This is a genomic window from Methanomassiliicoccales archaeon, from assembly GCA_013415865.1.
Lineage (GTDB): Archaea > Thermoplasmatota > Thermoplasmata > Methanomassiliicoccales > UBA472 > MVRC01.
Genome location: CP058896.1, coordinates 1706952 through 1723125, shown reverse-complemented (window position 1 = coordinate 1723125; position 16174 = coordinate 1706952). Strand labels below are relative to the sequence as shown.

The following is a 16174-nucleotide window of genomic DNA, read 5'->3' as shown; positions in this document are numbered from 1 at the left end:
TTTAAGTCGGTTAGGGATATCACAAGTTGACAAGGGATGAAAATGTCAGGTGGTTTTGACTCGCTCGGACTCGATCCTTTATTGCTGAAGGCTGTCGAAAGGATGGGGTTCAAAGAACCTACCCCGGTTCAATCTCAGACCATACCTCTGCTTCTTGAGGGGAAAGATGTCATGGCACAGGCCCAGACCGGGACAGGAAAGACCGCGGCCTTCGGACTTCCCCTCCTACAGAATATAACGAGAGGTAGAAAACCGTATGCACTTGTATTGGTCCCGACCAGGGAGCTTGGCATTCAAGTATCTGAGGAGATCAAAAAGCTCGCTCATTACATGGATGATGTACGTGTCCTCCCCATCTATGGGGGTCGGTCGATCGATGAACAGATCCAACAGCTCAAGAAAGGCGTTGATATCGTAGTGGGAACGCCAGGAAGAATTATAGACCACCTTCAAAGAAAGACCTTGGACCTGAGTGAGATCGAGTACCTGGTACTTGACGAAGCGGACCGGATGTTGGACATGGGGTTCATAGAGGACATCGAGCTGATCATATCAAAGGTCCCAAAAAAGCGACAGACCATGTTGTTCTCCGCTACCATCCCGGAGGGTGTCAGGGACATCGCCGCGAAACATATGCGGGATCATGTCAAGGTGAATATAAGCGAACAGGAGCTTGTATTACCTACGACCAAGCAGATATATTTTAACATCGAGAGAAAAAACAAGATATGGGCATTGTGCCGAGTGCTTGACAAGTATCAGCCCAAAGCGATCGTTTTTGCGCAGACCAAGATGATGGTCGACATCATAACCAAGAGATTACAGTCATATGGGTACCCGGTCGCTGCTTTGCACGGGGACATCACCCAGGCCAAGAGAGAGAAGGTCCTGAGGGATTTCCGCACTGGAAAGGTTATGGTGCTTGTAGCCACCGATGTTGCCGCCAGAGGGCTGGACATCGAGGGTGTGACGCATGTCATCAACTATGATATACCAGAGGACCCGGAGGTCTATGTGCATCGTATAGGAAGGACAGGAAGGGCAGGGAAGGAAGGCGTCGCGATCACATTCATCACGGCGGCGGAAATGTATCTTCTCAAGAAGATCAAGGAATTTGGTGTTGTGGATGTGGAGCAGGAGGAAGTCCCCGAGACCGGCAAACAGGACCTTGTAAAAAGGGTGACGGACTTCACCGATGTCGCCGACATATTCGGAATGGTGAAGATGCGTATCGATATCGGGGAAAAGGACGGGCTGAGGAAGGTCGAGCTTTATGATATACTCTCCAACAAGATACGTATCAAGGACATGGACATAGGGAGCGTTCTAATTGAGAGCGATGAGACCACCTTCGAGATCCAGAAAGAGGCCGCGGCCAAGGTCATCAATGGTCTTAACAAGATGAAGATAAAGGATAAAAGACCGAATGTCCAGATTATACCGGTCAAAAAGGGAGAATATTGAAAATGAAGGTGGCCTAGAAAACCCCTGACCTTTATCTCCTTTTTGTCAGCAGCGCCTTAAATAAGACTCCTTTTCTCAGCGGTCCCTCAGCGCTCCTGACACGCCCAGTTAGCAATATGTCCTTCTTGAACAAGGAGACTGCCAAGGCCATCGTGACCATGGCGAAGAAGGCCATATAGACTATCCCTGCCAGGACAACCAGATAATTGTCCAGCAACAGATTGTTGACCGCGAACATGGGATGTGAGAACGGGATCGCGAATACAATGGCCTGGAGCCAGGACGGCAATCCTTCGAAGTCACTGAAAAAGCTTATCATCATCGGTATGAGGGCAAGCATTGTGACCGGGAGAGTCATGGTCTGCGCGGCCTTGTAGTTCTTGGTGAAGATGCCCAATATCATGCATAACGCAAGCCCGCATAACAATGCGAGGAACAACGATATGCCGATCAGTATATAATCCAAGATCCCCAATGTAAGACCATAAGTTTCAAGGTCTATGGGGGCGGAGACCATCAAAGAGCTGTAATAATATCCAAGCCCCAGCATGTAGATAAACGAGACTATAAGACCGACGACGGTCGCACCTGCCAATTTCCCAAAGACTATCCATGTCCTCTTAACTGGAAGGGTGAGAAGGGTCTCCAGTGTCTTGTTCTCCTTCTCATTGCCCATGGAGCTTATGACCATGCTTCCGGCCATAATGATGACCAACATCACGATCAATGGCACAACAAATCCAGATGACTGAAATACGGAGTCTATCTCCTCAGGGGTCACCCCCACCATGGCATTATCATTCAGATAGGTCGTGCTGAAGACGTTGACGGGGGACAGGACCAGTGATGCGTTCTGTGTCCTGTTCGTCATGATCATATAGGCACTGATGTCATCCTCCATCATCATCACGGCGCTCTGGACGAGGCCAGACCTGATCATCTCGGAGATGCCCGTGCCTGTCTTGAGATAATATATGCCGACCCATCCCGGGGTCCCGTTCTCGATGTTCTCTGTGAAATTACCAGGGACATAGAGCATCGCCCCTCCTGAACCTCCGTCCTTAAGCTTATTGATGCCGTCGTTCAGGTCCGTCCCATTATAAAGAATGACCCCGTGGGTGACAAGAGAATATTTTGCCACCATGCCCATATCGCCATTGTCCTCGACCACGAGACCGAACTCGGGTTTCTCGTCAGCCTCCTCCGCTACGCTGCTGAACGCATTACCGAGCGAGCCGAATATGATGGCCATGATGATTATCGGCACCAAGGTGGCGGGGGTGAGCAGCTCCCTTATCTCCTTGCCCATGATACGCCCCAGACCGCTCATCTGACCACCTCTACGAAAACCTCTTCGATGTTATTAGCGGAATATTTCTCCTTGAGCTCCTTTGGTGCCCCAGTCTCAACTATGCGGCCGTCATTGATTAGCGCGATCCTATCGCACATGAGCTCGACCTCTAACATGTTGTGAGATGAGAGCAGGACGGTCGTCCCTTCCTTTGTCTTCTCCCGCACTATCCTGCGTATCTCCTGTGCGTTCACGACATCAAGACCTGATGTCAGCTCATCCAGGATGGCCAGTTTCGGTTCTACCATCAAAGCCCTGCCCACCAACAACCTTCGGGCCATCCCTTTGCTATATGTTTCCACCTTATCGTCTATACGTTCCTTCAGACCGACGATCTCCAGACCTTTTTTGAGCATCACCTCTGGGTCTTTCTCAGGGGAGAAGAAGCCCGATATGAACTCGAGATACTGCCTCCCCGTCATGTTCTTGTAGGCACCGGCATCCTCTGGAAGATAGCTGATTATCTTTCGGACCTCTGGGGCGTTCTTTTTCAGGTCGAGGCCAAAGACCTCCACCCTGCCACCAGTTATCTCAAGCAAGGTCGCCAGTATCCTCAGGGTGGTGGTCTTGCCGGCCCCGTTTGGTCCGATGAGCCCAAAGACCTCGCCCTCCTTTACGTCGAAAGATATCCCCTTGACCGCCTGAAAATGACCGTAGCTTTTACGAAGATCTTCAACCTTGATCGCGACCAGAACGACCCCTCCTCCCGTGAATATGACGAGATGAGGGGGAGGTAATACTGGTTCTTATGATTTTTGAGACCTCGCCCATTCTTCATATAAAAATCAACGGATCCGTTCGACCTTCCCTATGTTCTTCGAGGTCATCTCCACGTGCTTCATCTCTTCTTCGATCAGAATGTCCAACGTTTCGATCAAGAATCTTCTGTCAGACTCTGGGATCCAGGACGAAACATCAGAGAGGAGCAGTCCTTGCTTGATGTTGATATATGTGTCCAATGCTAGCTTCTCGGTCCTCGCCAATTCTCCGATTATCTCCTTCTCCTCCCTGGAGGTAAAATCGAAGACCTGCTTTCTTAGCTCGTACTGGTCCGTCCTTCCTGAACCTATCCTTTTTAACATCTCTTCTACCAACGTGGCATGGTGCTCAGATTCCGATATCATCGTGAAGATCATGTTCCTAAAGCCTTCGTTCTTTGCTTGGACATATGCCTCCCATTGCGCAAGATTCTCAAACCCCTTCTCGATCTCCAATGCCTTTCTAAGTATCCCTGCCAGTTCGGCCTTTGAGCGGAATTGTACCAAGTTTATCAGAAAGAGGACTGTCTGAATTCCAATATATATCATTCGAAAAAAAAAGAGGGGGCTGCGACCTAGACTCGTTTAGAGATCATCTCTTTTTCTTAGGCCAACCTGCTTTGACCGATGTGAAGAAATCGTGATGCTCCTCTTCCTCCTCCAATATCCCCTCAAAGATGAACCTCGTGGTGGGATCGTTCTCTTCATCGGCCACTTTTTGGATCTTCTTATAGAGCTCGATCGCCTCTGATTCGGCCTTGATATCGAGATCTATCATCTCTTCCAGTCCTCCTCCGACGGTTATTGTCGAAGGCTTTGTCGTCGGGACCCCGTCAAAATACCATAACCTCTCAGCGATCTTTTCAGCGTGCTTCATCTCCTGGATGGCTATGTTCTTGAACTCATCGGCGACCGCATAGTGGTCGACCCCCGCCCATTGGACGTGCTGCCACATATATTGGATGGAGACCTGTATCTCACTGGCGATCGCCTTGTTCAATAGCTCCTTCAGCTTCTCAGATGCCACTTCTGCCCCTCCTAGACCGTCGACGACGGTCATTGATTTCAATTGGGTCACGTCGATTATAAACCTTCGTAGGATCCTCTCATCCTTTCCTGACCAAAGCACCTTTAGATCGTTCCGGGATCTCGACCAGCTCCATTCCTGACCTTAGCCAGTGATAGGCATAGAGGGTACAGACGACAGTGGTAATGATTATCACGGCCGATGACCAGACCAGATGCTCGTTCGGAACGGCGAAAAGGAAGCCGAATATCGTGGCGATCGTGTTCGGAACAAGCACTGCCGTGCCTATTATGGTCATCCACGTCATCACCATCAACATCCTGTTATTGATGATCAACAGCTGGTTGTTGTGAAGCGTCTGAAGGACCGTCGTACCGGATATCAGCACCTGAGAAGTATGTTCGGTCAGGCTGATATGCTTGGTGAGCTGAGAAGCCTGCTCTGAGAGCTTATTGAGGATCTTTGGATTGTCCGTGATGAGCTCGGCGTCCCCGTACCTCAGCTTGTTCAAAAGGTCCAAGCTCCTCCATAGCGCATTCAGGTACTGGATGAGCCCATGCTTGACATCATAGATATATCGACCGGTCTCCATTATGTGTATTGTAGGATCAAGGAGAGCCTCGCTGATGTCGTCTGCCTTGTCCTCGATCTCCCTTAACTGCTCAAAGTTCCTCTCGTTGTTCACTCCTATCAACCTTGTGAGCAACAAGGTCAGTTTATCTATGGTCGGCATCATCGACGGAAGTCTTGACATCCATGAACTGCCATATCTGGCAAAATATTCGAGCCTCCGGATGTTACGGTCATGCACTGTGATGATGAGGTTCCTGCTTACGAGGATGATTATGGGGTGGACCTCCACCCTGACCCCCTTGACCTGTATGGCGGGCATGACCATCCCAAGCTCGTTCTCATGATCCTCATATGCCTCGTAAGAGCCTTTGACCAGTTGGTCAACGATCTTCTCAGAGAACCCGAACTTCTTGGCGACGACCATTGTCTCCTTCACAATATCGTCCGCAATATAATCGATCCACGTTAGGACGCCCTCAGTAGCTATTCCTCTCAGGTCCTCAGGGTCCCTGGATGTTACACTCGCCACCTTAAAGGGAGGAGGGGGGATGGTCACGCATACGAACTTGGGGCGGTCCTCTGAGCTCTCACCGGTGTTTTGGAAGTCGTTATTGAACTCAGGACCGTTAGCCATTGTAACCCCCTGACCTCAAAGCTCATCTGGACGCTTCGGTAGCTTCACTCTTCTCTTCACCCACCACCACGCCAACGCGGTGGAGACCACCGTGGACATTGTTATGACCGCCATGGTCCAAATGATAAGGTTGGTCTCGATCCCGAACACGAACCCAAATATCGTCGCAAGGGTGTTTGGTACCAGGACGGCCGTGCCGAGGATCGTGAGCCAGGTCATGGTGAGCGACATCCTGTTGTTCAAGATCTGGAGCTGATTGTTATATAAGGATTGCAGAACCTCAAGACCTGAGGCCAATACCTCTGACATGTGCTCGCTGAGCTCTATCTGTCTGTTCAGCTCATCTGCGAGCATGCCCACTTTGGCCAATACCTTCTGATTGTCTGTGATCACATCAGCATCACCGTAACGTAGCGAGTTGACCACGTCCAGCGTCCTCCAGAGCGTGTTCAGATATGTTATCAGGGAGTGTTTCATCTCATAGATCTGCTTTCCGACCGCTGTCCTCTGCGCGGATGGGTCGATGAGCGTCCCTGACATGCTGTCCGCAAGTTCCTCGATCTCTCTGAGCTGCTCGAAGTTCCTTGTGTTGTTCTCGTCCAATATTCGGACGAGCATCATCGTCAGCTTATCCTCCTGAGGCATGATGTCAGGCAATTTTTTCAGATAGGTGTCGGCGTACCTCGAGAACTGGACAAGACGGACCACCTCAGTGCTATGCACCGTCAGTATCAAATTCTTCTTGACCAGGACCAGCAACGGATATACCTTCAGGTCTGCACCTTTGACCCTCACTGCAGGTACCATGATGCCTAGCTCTACCTCTCTGTCCTCGAAGCTGGCATAATATCCCTTTAAAAGGTTCGGCACGAGGGTCTCGCTGAAACCGTAGAGAACTGCCAGCTTTGTTCCATCTCTTTCAAGGTCCAAGGCCGCATAGTCTACCCAGGACAGTGTGGCCTTCTGCACCTGTCCTAGGAACTCCTCAGGGTCCGTGCCCATGGCCTTTATGGGCTTGGCGCTGAGATGGGGCAGGGAGACACAGATGACTCGTTTCCCAGCCTGATATAGTTCGAGCTCATTCCCGGCCGCACCGTTAGTGCTGGTCGTTCTTTCACCGGCATCTTGCCCTCCGTTCATCTCCCCGGCCAATCTTCCACCTTCAGAAATGGTCCGGAGGAGTAAAGCCTCCCGGTGATAAATATTAACCTGATAGACGCGCTAGTGTAATATCTTGCAGTTCTGTAGATGCATCATTGTCTATATCTATAGGATATGTTACAGCTGCCTTCCCTGCTGACCATGCAGGGCCCCATCGGCCGCTTTGGCGAGCAGCCTCTACCGAACGCCGGGCATTCCTTTGACATGATGAGCCCTCTGAGGACCTCGCCGCAACGGCAGCCGCCCATATCTTCCTTTACCACAGGGGCCTTGGCCAATACATCCTCGTATACCTTTCTTGCGTCGTGAGATGCGAACTCAGGTCTCAGCTCTAGAGCGCTCTTCGGTATGACTGGGAACCCTCTCCAATTTCGGTCAACGGGATAAAAGACCTCGTCCAGCATCTTGATCGCTGTTGGATTTCCTTCAGGTCTAACGACCCTCGTATACTCATTCTCCACCTCGGCCCTACCTTCCACATGCTGCTTGGCGATCATGTAGACCGTCACCATGAGGTCCAAAGGTTCGAACCCCCCTATGACCTGGGGCACTTTCAGCTCCCTTGAGAACCTCTTGAAGGGCCCGATGCCGATGATCGTGGCCACGTGGCCGGGCTGGATGAGCCCGTCTATACGGACCTCGCCCATAGTGAACAAGGCATCAAGGGCCGGTGGCAGTATGCGATGACAGCTCAGCACGCTGAAGTTCTCAGGAGGGCTGTCCAGAAGGACCGCCGCGGTGGTGGGGCTGGTCGTCTCAAAACCGATGGCCATGAAAACGACCTTTTCAACCTCTTCGGCCACCTTCACCGCGTCGCTCGAAGAGTAAACGACCCTGACGTCGGCACCTTCGGCCTTGGCATCTGCCAACGACCCTATCGGGGTGGGCACGGTGAGCATGTCACCGAAGACGGTTATCGTCACTCCGCTCCTTGCCAGAGTGATCGCCTCGACGATCTCTTTCGTGGTGGTGACGCACACAGGACAACCAGGTCCCTGCCTTATCGTGATCCCGACCTCCTTGAGCATCTCCTCGAGACCGAACTTCACCAGAGTGTCCTGGTGCGTGCCACATACATGCATGATGCTGAGATCGACCTTCATCGCCCTTATGGCCTCGATGATCTTTTGAGCCGTCGCCTCTTCCCTGAACCTGAACATCAGTCGCTCACCACCTTGACCGAGGTCACCCTGCAGCTCTTCCCTTTCAGAACCTCCACATTGGAGCCACATCTAGGACAGGAAAGCTTGGGGACGCTCACATGAAATGAATCGTCGGAAAGATGTTCTACTGGACCTGAATAACCGCAGGATCCGCATTTGACCTCGACCGGCTCATCATTTATAACGAGCAGGGACCCCTCCAGGTCCGTGCCTCGGGTAAGTACCTCATAGGCGAACTCCAACTGTTCCCTCCCAAGATATGTTAGCTCCCCTACGACAAGGACCAGCTCTTCGACCTTGTCGTATTCATGAGATTCAAGCTCCTTCCTTACGCCCTCGAGAATGCTGGCCATGACCGAAACTTCGTGCATTCGAAGAGCAATCACAGGTCCATATATATTATCTATCGCAGAAAGGCCGAAGAGACCGGTGAAATTCTTTGATCTCTTTGATAAGGAACAAATATCCAGGTGAACATAACGTGATGACCTTGCATGAACGCAGATGAAGGTAAGGACCGTAGCGAGAGGACGCTAGAGTCCATCTTGGAAGGTAAAAAGTTGGACGCCTATGCAGAGCATTGCACAAAAAAAATGCATGTCTGTGCTCTGTGCGGGACCATCGGATATGTGAAAAAACCGATGAAGCCGATAGGGAACAAATGGTTCTGTATCGATTGCCTCAGGGAGCTAAAGGAGGTATTGGACACATTGCCACATTGGGAGGCGGAGATCCAGATAGGAAAAGAGATGAGCAAGAAGGTCGACGAGACGCTTGGCGTTTAATCGTTCAGGCCCATCACTTTGCGGCCGTGTTCACAACCCCTGACCAGCATACATCCTGAACATTTGGGGTTCCGTGGAAGACATGTTTTTTGGCCAAACCGGACAAGAGCGCTGTTGATATCACACCAGAGCGGCCTAGGGACGATGCGCTTAAGCTCCATCTCGGTCTCATCAGGATGTTCTGTCCTTACCCATCCTAACCTGTTCGAAATGCGATGAACGTGAATATCCACACATAGCCCGTCCTGACCGAACCCGTAAGATAATACACAATTGGCCGTCTTTCTTCCGACCATAGGTAATGTCAAAAGGTCCTCCATACTGCTCGGTACCTGACCGTCGAACCTCTTGACAAGCTCGATGCATATGCTCTTGATCCCTCTTGCCTTGACCTTATAGAACCCTGAGGGGCGCACAAGCTCCTCGATTGTGCTGATATCCGCCTCAGCTATTTCCTTCGGCCCATCGAACCTTGAGAAAAGCTGCTTCGCGGCCCGATAGGTATTGATGTCCTTCGTCCGATGTGAGAGGACGGTCGCTATCAGCACATGGAAAGGGTCCATTGGCCATTCAGGGTCATGGATCCCGTCGGTACCAGGAAATGCCCCGCCTTCGATGTCCTTCTCGATCAATTTGAGGTCCGACCTTATTTTTGCCGCTGTTTCTCCAACCACTCCTTAGCCTCCCCGACCACATATAGCGAACCTGTGACGAGCACCGCCTGTTCTGGCTCTCGGATCATCAATGCCCTCTCTATTGCTGCCCCCACATCGCTCTCGATGGTCACCTCGTCGCAATAGTTCAACAGTTCCCTTGCGACCGTATCGGCCGGATAAGCCCTTTTTGTCCTCGGAGATGTGGCCACCGCCTTCGTGGCCAAGCTTCCAAAGGTCTTGCAGATCCCTTCAAGGTCCTTGTCGTTCAGGACACCGATGACCAACACCCATCCTCCTTTATGGAGCTCCTTAAGCTCATCGGCTACGACCTTCGCCCCGTCCGGGGTATGGCTCACGTCGAATATCACCCTCGGGGACCATGAGGCGACCTCGATCCTGCCCGGCCATTGTACCTTTGACAATCCTTTTACTATCGCTATCTCATCTATCCGGCCGACCTTTGACAGGGCCTCAATGGCGCACTCACAGGCCATCGCGACATTGCTCGCTTGGAAACCTCCGATCAACGGGACCTTTACGGTCTTATCTAAGGAGCCAAGCTTCACCTCTATACCTTCCCATCCTTTGCCGATCAATTTGAAATCGATGTCCCTTCCAGCGACGAGCAGGGGGGCGGAGCGGTCCCTCGCTATCGCATCGATCACCCTGAGGGCTGTTTCGTCCTCCTCTGCCGTGATGACCGTTACCCCTTCTTTAATTATACCGGCCTTCTCATAGGCAATCTTGGCCAACGTGTCCCCAAGGAAATGGGTGTGCTCCAAGCTTATCCGAGTGATCACGGTACAATCAGGATTGACCACATTGGTCGCATCCAATCTTCCCCCCATCCCGACCTCTAGGACCGCCATCTGGACCCCTTTTTTTCTGAAATATAGAAAGGCGACCGCCGTAGTGACCTCGAAGAATGTGAGTCTCCTTCCTTTTGGGAAATCCGGTCTTTCGATGGTCTCCCTCACCACCTTGACCAGCTCAGCGACCTCTTCCCTTTTTATCATCTCACCTTGCACTTTGATCCTTTCACAAAAGTCCACGAGATGAGGGGACGTGTAAAGACCGGTTATCAGACCCGTCTCCCTGAATATCGAGTCCAACATGGCGCAGACAGAACCTTTCCCATTCGTGCCAGCTATATGTACACATCTGAAAGACCTCTCAGGGTTGCCCAGCGCTGTGAGGACCTCTCTCATCCTTTCGAGCCCGAGCTTTATTCCCATGTTCTCCAATGAAAAAAGCCATTCGATCGTTTCTTCATAGCTCATCCTGTCATCCTCTCAACGCATCAGGGTCGGTCCTTTCGACCCATGTCCTTAGGTCCATCCCTTGTCTCTTTGCCATGGACCTCATGACCTTCATCACACCCGAACCGTATTGGGCCGCCTTCTTCTTCCTATCGGCCTCTTCGATCAAGCCCAGCGACCTTGCAACATGCCTGAGCGCGACCTTCCTTTCACCACCATGGATAACAAGGTCCATTGGCAGATCTGAGGAGGCCTCGACGACGGATGGGTCGAGGAAGGGATGGCGCAGGTCCTTTCCAAACTTAGAGGCGATCGCCTTTTCCATTGGCGACCCGTGCTCGATGAGCGCAGCTATGTCCCTGCGCATCTCTTCGCGGAGCAGACCACGGTCCATCCTCACATATCGGTCGTATCCCCCAAAAAGTTCGTCGGCCCCCTGACCGCTGGTCAAAATGCCTTCCTTGGCCGTCGTGGCCACCATGAGCAACGGGACCTCAAATGAGATGGTCAAAGGACCGATGTCCTTGACCATCCCTTTTAAGAGCTTGATGGCCTTGACCACATCATCTTCACATAGCACTATGCCCTTCCATTCCATGTCCAGGCGATTGGCCGTCGATTCAGCGACCTTGAGGTCATAAGACCCTTCCATCCCGACCGTGTAAAGCGATGCTTTAGAGCATCTGTTGGCAAGGACGGCTATGACGCAACTGTCGATCCCTCCAGAGAACAAGACGCCGACATCCCTTCCTCCCAGCATCTTCCGCACAGATTCGTCCAGGGCGACCAGAATCTTTTCTATATGATTCACGGCCAGTAATTGGTGTGACCCGCTAATAAGGATGTTCAAACCACAATCATACTTTGACGGGCTAGAAAGTGTTATCTCATTGAGATGTGGATTCGCATCTGATGGACAACGTAACCCGGATAGGCGTTTCGATCGAGCCGGATCTACTAAGCTTGTTCGATGAGATGATCGAGAAGAAAGGTTATGGTACCAGGTCCGAGGCGATCAGGGACCTCATCAGGGATGCGTTGACCGACAGGGTGGTCCAGGATGAAGATGCGAATGTCTGTGGGACCATCACCCTTATATATAATCATCACAAGGGAGATGTAAAAGAAAAATTGACAGACATCCAGCATCAAAACCACAACCTCATTTCGTCATCAATCCATATTCATCTGGACCTGGAGCGGTGCCTAGAGGTCTTGATAGTCTCTGGGAAGGTCAGGGACATTAAGCGATTGGCCGACACGTTGGGAAGCGTAAGGGGTGTCCAAAATGGAATACCTGTGATGCTTTCTGGGGAGATCACGGAGCATCGCCATTTCGAGGACGTCCATGATCACGAGGGCATCCATACACATCACGATGATTGAATCCCAATCCGTTAAATAAACGAAAACTCTTGAAGCGAGACCGATGAAGAGGCTTATCATATCGGAGAAATCCGATGCTGCCGCCAGGATCGCTTTCATTTTATCAGGGGGCACCATGAAGCGAAAGAAGCTGCATGGGGTCCAGGTCTTCGAGTTTGAACGGGACGGTGATCAGTATTATGTTCTGGGCTTGAGGGGGCATGTGATAGAGCTCGATTATTCTGAAGAGTTCAACGATTGGAGCAAGGTGGACCCAAAGACCCTCGTCTATGTCGAACCTGAGAAACGTGTCACGGCCAGCAACATCGTAAATGCAATGAAGGAGCTCGCCGGTGATGTAGACCAGATCATCATCGCGACCGATTTTGACAGGGAGGGGGAGCTGATCGGATTAGAGGCGGTCAAGCTCTTGGATTTTGACATGTCGGATGTCAAACGGGCAAGGTTCTCAGCCTTCACAAAGGCAGAGATCGAGAAGGCATTCAAGGAGCTTACATTACCTGACCATCGCCTTGCCGAATCAGCGGAGTGCAGGCAGGTCGTGGACCTTGCCTGGGGGGCCGCGCTGACGAGGTTCATTTCCCTCGCATCGGGACAGATGGGCAATAATTTTCTGTCCGTCGGCAGGGTGCAAAGCCCTACGTTGAGCCTTATCGTGGACAGGGACCGGGAGATCAGGAACTTTGTCCCGACACCATATTGGAACGTGACCGCCACTTTCAGGAAGGACGGAGAGTTTTTGGGAGGTCACGCAGGGAATCCGTTCTGGAAAGAGGACGAGGCGACGGAGGTTTTTGGAAAGGTCAACGACGCCAGGCAGGGGACGGTCACAAGTTATAAGCTTGAGACCAAGGAAGAATACCCCATACCACCGTTCAACACGACGATGTTCTTGGCCGAGGCGAACAAGCTAGGCATCGGTGCAAGCCTTGCCATGAAGATAGCTGAAGACCTCTATACCTCTGGGTTCATATCCTACCCAAGGACAGACAATACCGTCTATCCTCGTTCCCTTTCGCTCAAGTTCATCCTTGAAAAGCTTAAAGAATCAGACCTGAGAGAAGAGGCGGAAGAGCTCCTCAAACAGTCCCAGATCAGGGCATCAAGGGGCAAGATAGAGACCACCGACCATCCGCCTATCTACCCCACCGAGCCTGCGACCAAGAAACAGCTCAAAGGGGACAAATGGGTGGTCTATGAGCTTATAGCAAGAAGGTTCCTGGCCACGGTCGCTCCCCCCGCGAGGTCTGAAACAAAGGATGTCGTCATCGAGGTGGAGAAGGAACCATTCAATGTCAAAGGGTATCGTGTGATCGACCCCGGCTGGCGAAAATACTATCCATACATCAGGATAGGCGAGGCGCTCGTACCGGACATGATGATCGGGGACGCTGTGGAGGTCTGTAATTGTAACATAGAGCAGAAGGAGACCCGTCCTCCTACAAGGTATACCCAAGGAACCCTGCTCCAAGAGATGGAACGGTTGGGCCTGGGCACAAAGAGCACCAGGCATGAGATAATCCAAAAGCTGTATGACAGGAAGTATGCGACCGGGAATGACCTGGTCCCGACCCAAAGCGGGATCGCGGTCATCGAAGCCTTGGAAAAACATGCGAAGGTCATAACAGAGAGCAAGATGACCGCGCATCTTGAGCAGGACATGGATGACATAGCAAATGGTAAAACGACGGTCGGAGAGGTCGTGGAAGAATCACAGGATATGCTCTCGGACGTGCTCGACATAATGGAGAGGCATAAGAAAGAGATCGGTGATGATATAAGGTCCGCCTTGGCCGAGCAGCACAATCTTGGTAAATGCCCGGACTGTGGTGGCGACCTGAGGGTCATAAGGACGAAAAAGGGCTCCGAGTTCATAGGTTGTATGAACTATCCAACATGCGAAAGGACGTTCAGGAAACCGTCAGGGGCCCTGGTCCAGCCTACCCAACAGCTATGCGAGAAATGTAAACTTCCGATGATCAAGGTCATCCGACGTGGAAGTCCTATGAAGGTCGTGTGCATAGACCCGGAATGCGAATCGAACAAGGATATGGACATAGTTGGAAAGTGTCCTGAGTGCGGAAAAGACCTGAAATTGTTGCATTCGAGGGCGGGGAAGAGGTTCCTGGGGTGCTCGGGATATCCTGATTGTAAGCGTACCTATCCACTGCCACAATATGGCTCAATAATTCCCACAGGGGAGACATGCCCCATCTGCAATGCCCCTCTGTTCAGCATGAAGGGGAAAGGAGGATGGAAGTTCTGCCCAAATATGGACTGCAAGGAGAACAAGAGACCGAAGACCTTGGACACGAAGTTGGTCAATATAGAGGAAGATGATGGGGGGGCGAAGAAGGACGTGTCCCTAAAGAAAGCGGCATCAAAGAAGAAGGCCATCGTAAAAGGAAAGGAAAAAGATGAGGTGGCATCCAAAAAGAAAGGCTCTGGAATTAAGACAGTTAAGAAAAAGACGGTGAAAAGGACCGAATGAGACGCCGCACCTCAATCGATGGATATCAACTTTGGCTTTTCACACCTTTCTCCCTTTTTGGAAAGGTCCAATATCTCGACCTTCGAATCAGGACCAAAGGCCCTAGGGGCTTCCTTCTCGACGATCTTGACCAAGGCCTCCTTCGGAAGCCCATATTGGAGTATATTTATTATCAACCTGAGGTCCTTTGATGGCTTATCCAATCCGCCCGAGCACCTTGGTTTTGCATCAGGCGAGACGACGCTGCACGCAAGGAAGGTATCTGGTCCGGTCTCAGCGACGCATTTGATGTGACCAATGAGCCTTGTCCCTTCTTTTACACAGTCATCTGCGATCTTGCTGAGCAATCTTTCAATAAGGCTCTTGATCTCATCTGGCAAGACTTCTTTCCTAAAATCGACGGTGACCTCGGCTGCGTGAGCAGAGAAATCATCGGCCATCATCTTGCATCACCATCGCCTCAACCACTTCTTCCAGATTGGTCCCTGCAGTAGCGGACGCCAGGATCACTGCCTTCTTATATCCTAACATTTCAAGGTTCTTCCGCACCTCCTCAACGGCTGACGCGGAGGCTTCATCGATCTTGTTGATCAAGATCACATCTGCGGACCTTAATTGGTTCTTCAGGGGGTTGGCCAATGCCTTCATTATCATTGGGAACCTCACCGCGTCCACCACTACGAATATCTTCAATCGGCCCAAAGGACCCCTGTATAATTTCATTGTGTCCACAATGTTCGATGGGTCGGCGATCCCAGTAGGCTCGACGATGACAAGGTCTGGTGAGAACTTATCAGCTACCGTCCTCACGGTTTCAAGAAAATCGGATCCCAGGGTGCAACATATGCACCCGCTCGGCATCTCGGTGACCGAAAGCCCGTATTTTTCCATCACCTTGCCGTCTATTCCGATGTTACCAAAATCATTGACGATTATGACGACCTTCTTTTTCGTCGTCTCGATGACCTTTCCGATCGTCGAGAGTATCATCGTTGTCTTGCCTGAACCTAAGAATCCAGATATCACGATCATGTCCATTGGTTCACCAGTCAGAGTTGGACGTTGCTATTCAACGGCGCGTATAAATAATTAAGGAGTTACGGTGACGGGATCCACCTCATTCCAAGCTTTCCTGCATCCCGTAGTAATCATTGTCCAGTTCTTCCTTTTCTCTTGCGATTCTCATGCTACGGCACCGACGGCATTCAATGACCTTTCCCAGGTCTTTCTTGGTCCGAAGAACCGACCTGTCGATCTCGGCGATGGCCCCGCATCGGCAGAGCACCTTGGCAGGCCTGGTAATTCCGAAGACCATCAGTTCGTCTATCACTTTGGAACGCATCAGGGACCTCTGATCTGATCCCATGTCATCTTCTTTCAATTTCAGCTCAAGGCACGGTTCAAGCTCCCGAATGATCGATTCGCAGAGCATAGCTTGCGCTGATTGATTGTGAACCAATAGATCC

The 16174-nt window shown here is 51.3% G+C and carries 18 protein-coding genes; 4 read left to right on the top strand and 14 right to left on the bottom strand.

The window, feature by feature from the left end; genetic code table 11:
- Positions 1 to 42: 42 nt before the first annotated feature.
- Positions 43 to 1464 carry a DEAD/DEAH box helicase gene (locus tag HPY73_08740; protein QLH75503.1) on the top strand — a complete coding sequence of 474 codons (1422 nt, stop codon included), beginning with the start codon at positions 43 to 45 and terminating at the stop codon, positions 1462 to 1464.
- Between the two features lie 31 nt (positions 1465 to 1495).
- On the opposite strand, the gene HPY73_08735 is transcribed toward HPY73_08740, so the two are convergent.
- From HPY73_08735 to hypA, 8 genes are all read right to left on the bottom strand, one after another.
- Positions 1496 to 2794 carry an ABC transporter permease gene (locus HPY73_08735; GenBank protein ID QLH75502.1) on the bottom strand — a complete coding sequence of 433 codons (1299 nt, stop codon included), beginning with the start codon at positions 2792 to 2794 and terminating at the stop codon, positions 1496 to 1498.
- The gene (locus tag HPY73_08730) at positions 2791 to 3507 is read right to left on the bottom strand and encodes an ABC transporter ATP-binding protein (GenBank protein QLH75751.1); all 717 of its coding nucleotides are present in this window, start codon (positions 3505 to 3507) and stop codon (positions 2791 to 2793) included. Before HPY73_08730 ends, HPY73_08735 begins: the two co-directional genes overlap by 4 nt.
- Positions 3508 to 3600: 93 nt before the next feature.
- Positions 3601 to 4080, bottom strand: coding sequence for a hypothetical protein (locus HPY73_08725; GenBank protein ID QLH75501.1), 480 nt, complete (start codon positions 4078 to 4080; stop codon positions 3601 to 3603).
- Between the two features lie 85 nt (positions 4081 to 4165).
- Complete coding sequence (locus HPY73_08720; GenBank protein QLH75750.1) at positions 4166 to 4600, bottom strand: ferritin-like domain-containing protein; 435 nt, start codon at positions 4598 to 4600, stop codon at positions 4166 to 4168.
- A gap of 79 nt (positions 4601 to 4679) precedes the next feature.
- A complete protein-coding gene (locus tag HPY73_08715; GenBank protein ID QLH75500.1) occupies positions 4680 to 5807 on the bottom strand; it encodes a hypothetical protein in 1128 nt (375 codons plus the stop codon).
- A gap of 15 nt (positions 5808 to 5822) precedes the next feature.
- Complete coding sequence (locus HPY73_08710) at positions 5823 to 6959, bottom strand: magnesium transporter CorA (GenBank protein ID QLH75499.1); 1137 nt, start codon at positions 6957 to 6959, stop codon at positions 5823 to 5825.
- 101 nt (positions 6960 to 7060) lie between these two features.
- The gene (gene hypD, locus HPY73_08705; GenBank protein QLH75498.1) at positions 7061 to 8128 is read right to left on the bottom strand and encodes a hydrogenase formation protein HypD; all 1068 of its coding nucleotides are present in this window, start codon (positions 8126 to 8128) and stop codon (positions 7061 to 7063) included.
- Entirely contained in the window at positions 8128 to 8502 is a 375-nt protein-coding gene (gene hypA / locus HPY73_08700; protein QLH75497.1) for a hydrogenase maturation nickel metallochaperone HypA, read from the bottom strand. Before hypA ends, hypD begins: the two co-directional genes overlap by 1 nt.
- Positions 8503 to 8625: 123 nt before the next feature.
- Between hypA and HPY73_08695 the strand changes: the two genes are divergently transcribed.
- Entirely contained in the window at positions 8626 to 8916 is a 291-nt protein-coding gene (locus HPY73_08695) for a hypothetical protein (GenBank protein QLH75496.1), read from the top strand.
- Here the strand turns inward: HPY73_08695 and HPY73_08690 are convergent.
- The 3 genes from HPY73_08690 to HPY73_08680 all read right to left on the bottom strand — a co-directional run bounded on the left by HPY73_08690 (position 8913) and on the right by HPY73_08680 (position 11642).
- Positions 8913 to 9479: an endonuclease III gene (locus HPY73_08690; protein ID QLH75749.1), complete on the bottom strand. Its 567-nt coding sequence runs from the start codon at positions 9477 to 9479 to the stop codon at positions 8913 to 8915. The two genes, HPY73_08695 and HPY73_08690, sit on opposite strands and share 4 nt — an antisense overlap.
- 83 nt (positions 9480 to 9562) lie before the next feature.
- Positions 9563 to 10852, bottom strand: coding sequence for a bifunctional folylpolyglutamate synthase/dihydrofolate synthase (locus HPY73_08685; protein ID QLH75495.1), 1290 nt, complete (start codon positions 10850 to 10852; stop codon positions 9563 to 9565).
- Between the two features lie 4 nt (positions 10853 to 10856).
- Entirely contained in the window at positions 10857 to 11642 is a 786-nt protein-coding gene (locus HPY73_08680; protein QLH75494.1) for an asparagine synthase, read from the bottom strand.
- A 101-nt stretch (positions 11643 to 11743) separates the two neighbouring features.
- On the opposite strand from HPY73_08680, the gene nikR reads away from it, so the two are divergent.
- Positions 11744 to 12217, top strand: a complete 474-nt coding sequence (gene nikR / locus HPY73_08675; protein ID QLH75493.1) for a nickel-responsive transcriptional regulator NikR — start codon at positions 11744 to 11746, stop codon at positions 12215 to 12217.
- 43 nt (positions 12218 to 12260) lie between these two features.
- A complete protein-coding gene (locus HPY73_08670) occupies positions 12261 to 14708 on the top strand; it encodes a DNA topoisomerase I (protein QLH75492.1) in 2448 nt (815 codons plus the stop codon).
- An 11-nt stretch (positions 14709 to 14719) separates the two neighbouring features.
- Here HPY73_08670 and HPY73_08665 read toward each other — a convergent pair whose 3' ends face one another.
- The 3 genes from HPY73_08665 to HPY73_08655 form a co-directional block, all read right to left on the bottom strand.
- Positions 14720 to 15151 (bottom strand): hypothetical protein, encoded by a 432-nt coding sequence (locus tag HPY73_08665; GenBank protein QLH75491.1) that lies wholly within the window; start codon positions 15149 to 15151, stop codon positions 14720 to 14722.
- Positions 15138 to 15746, bottom strand: a complete 609-nt coding sequence (locus tag HPY73_08660) for a cobalamin biosynthesis protein P47K (protein ID QLH75490.1) — start codon at positions 15744 to 15746, stop codon at positions 15138 to 15140. Before HPY73_08660 ends, HPY73_08665 begins: the two co-directional genes overlap by 14 nt.
- A 79-nt stretch (positions 15747 to 15825) precedes the next feature.
- Positions 15826 to 16074 carry a hypothetical protein gene (locus HPY73_08655; GenBank protein ID QLH75489.1) on the bottom strand — a complete coding sequence of 83 codons (249 nt, stop codon included), beginning with the start codon at positions 16072 to 16074 and terminating at the stop codon, positions 15826 to 15828.
- Between the last annotated feature and the right edge of the window lie 100 nt (positions 16075 to 16174).

What these genes read in the sequence shown, in the direction of transcription:
- HPY73_08740 (QLH75503.1), top strand. Translation starts at nt 43, where the DNA reads ATGTCAGGTGGTTTTGACTCGCTCGGACTCGATCCTTTATTGCTGAAG.
- HPY73_08735 (QLH75502.1), bottom strand. Translation starts at nt 2,794, where the DNA reads ATGAGCGGTCTGGGGCGTATCATGGGCAAGGAGATAAGGGAGCTGCTC.
- HPY73_08715 (QLH75500.1), bottom strand. Translation starts at nt 5,807, where the DNA reads ATGGCTAACGGTCCTGAGTTCAATAACGACTTCCAAAACACCGGTGAG.
- hypD (QLH75498.1), bottom strand. Translation starts at nt 8,128, where the DNA reads ATGTTCAGGTTCAGGGAAGAGGCGACGGCTCAAAAGATCATCGAGGCC.
- hypA (QLH75497.1), bottom strand. Translation starts at nt 8,502, where the DNA reads ATGCACGAAGTTTCGGTCATGGCCAGCATTCTCGAGGGCGTAAGGAAG.
- HPY73_08695 (QLH75496.1), top strand. Translation starts at nt 8,626, where the DNA reads ATGAACGCAGATGAAGGTAAGGACCGTAGCGAGAGGACGCTAGAGTCC.
- HPY73_08690 (QLH75749.1), bottom strand. Translation starts at nt 9,479, where the DNA reads ATGGACCCTTTCCATGTGCTGATAGCGACCGTCCTCTCACATCGGACG.
- HPY73_08685 (QLH75495.1), bottom strand. Translation starts at nt 10,852, where the DNA reads ATGAGCTATGAAGAAACGATCGAATGGCTTTTTTCATTGGAGAACATG.
- nikR (QLH75493.1), top strand. Translation starts at nt 11,744, where the DNA reads ATGGACAACGTAACCCGGATAGGCGTTTCGATCGAGCCGGATCTACTA.
- HPY73_08670 (QLH75492.1), top strand. Translation starts at nt 12,261, where the DNA reads ATGAAGAGGCTTATCATATCGGAGAAATCCGATGCTGCCGCCAGGATC.
- HPY73_08665 (QLH75491.1), bottom strand. Translation starts at nt 15,151, where the DNA reads ATGATGGCCGATGATTTCTCTGCTCACGCAGCCGAGGTCACCGTCGAT.
- HPY73_08660 (QLH75490.1), bottom strand. Translation starts at nt 15,746, where the DNA reads ATGGACATGATCGTGATATCTGGATTCTTAGGTTCAGGCAAGACAACG.
- HPY73_08655 (QLH75489.1), bottom strand. Translation starts at nt 16,074, where the DNA reads ATGGGATCAGATCAGAGGTCCCTGATGCGTTCCAAAGTGATAGACGAA.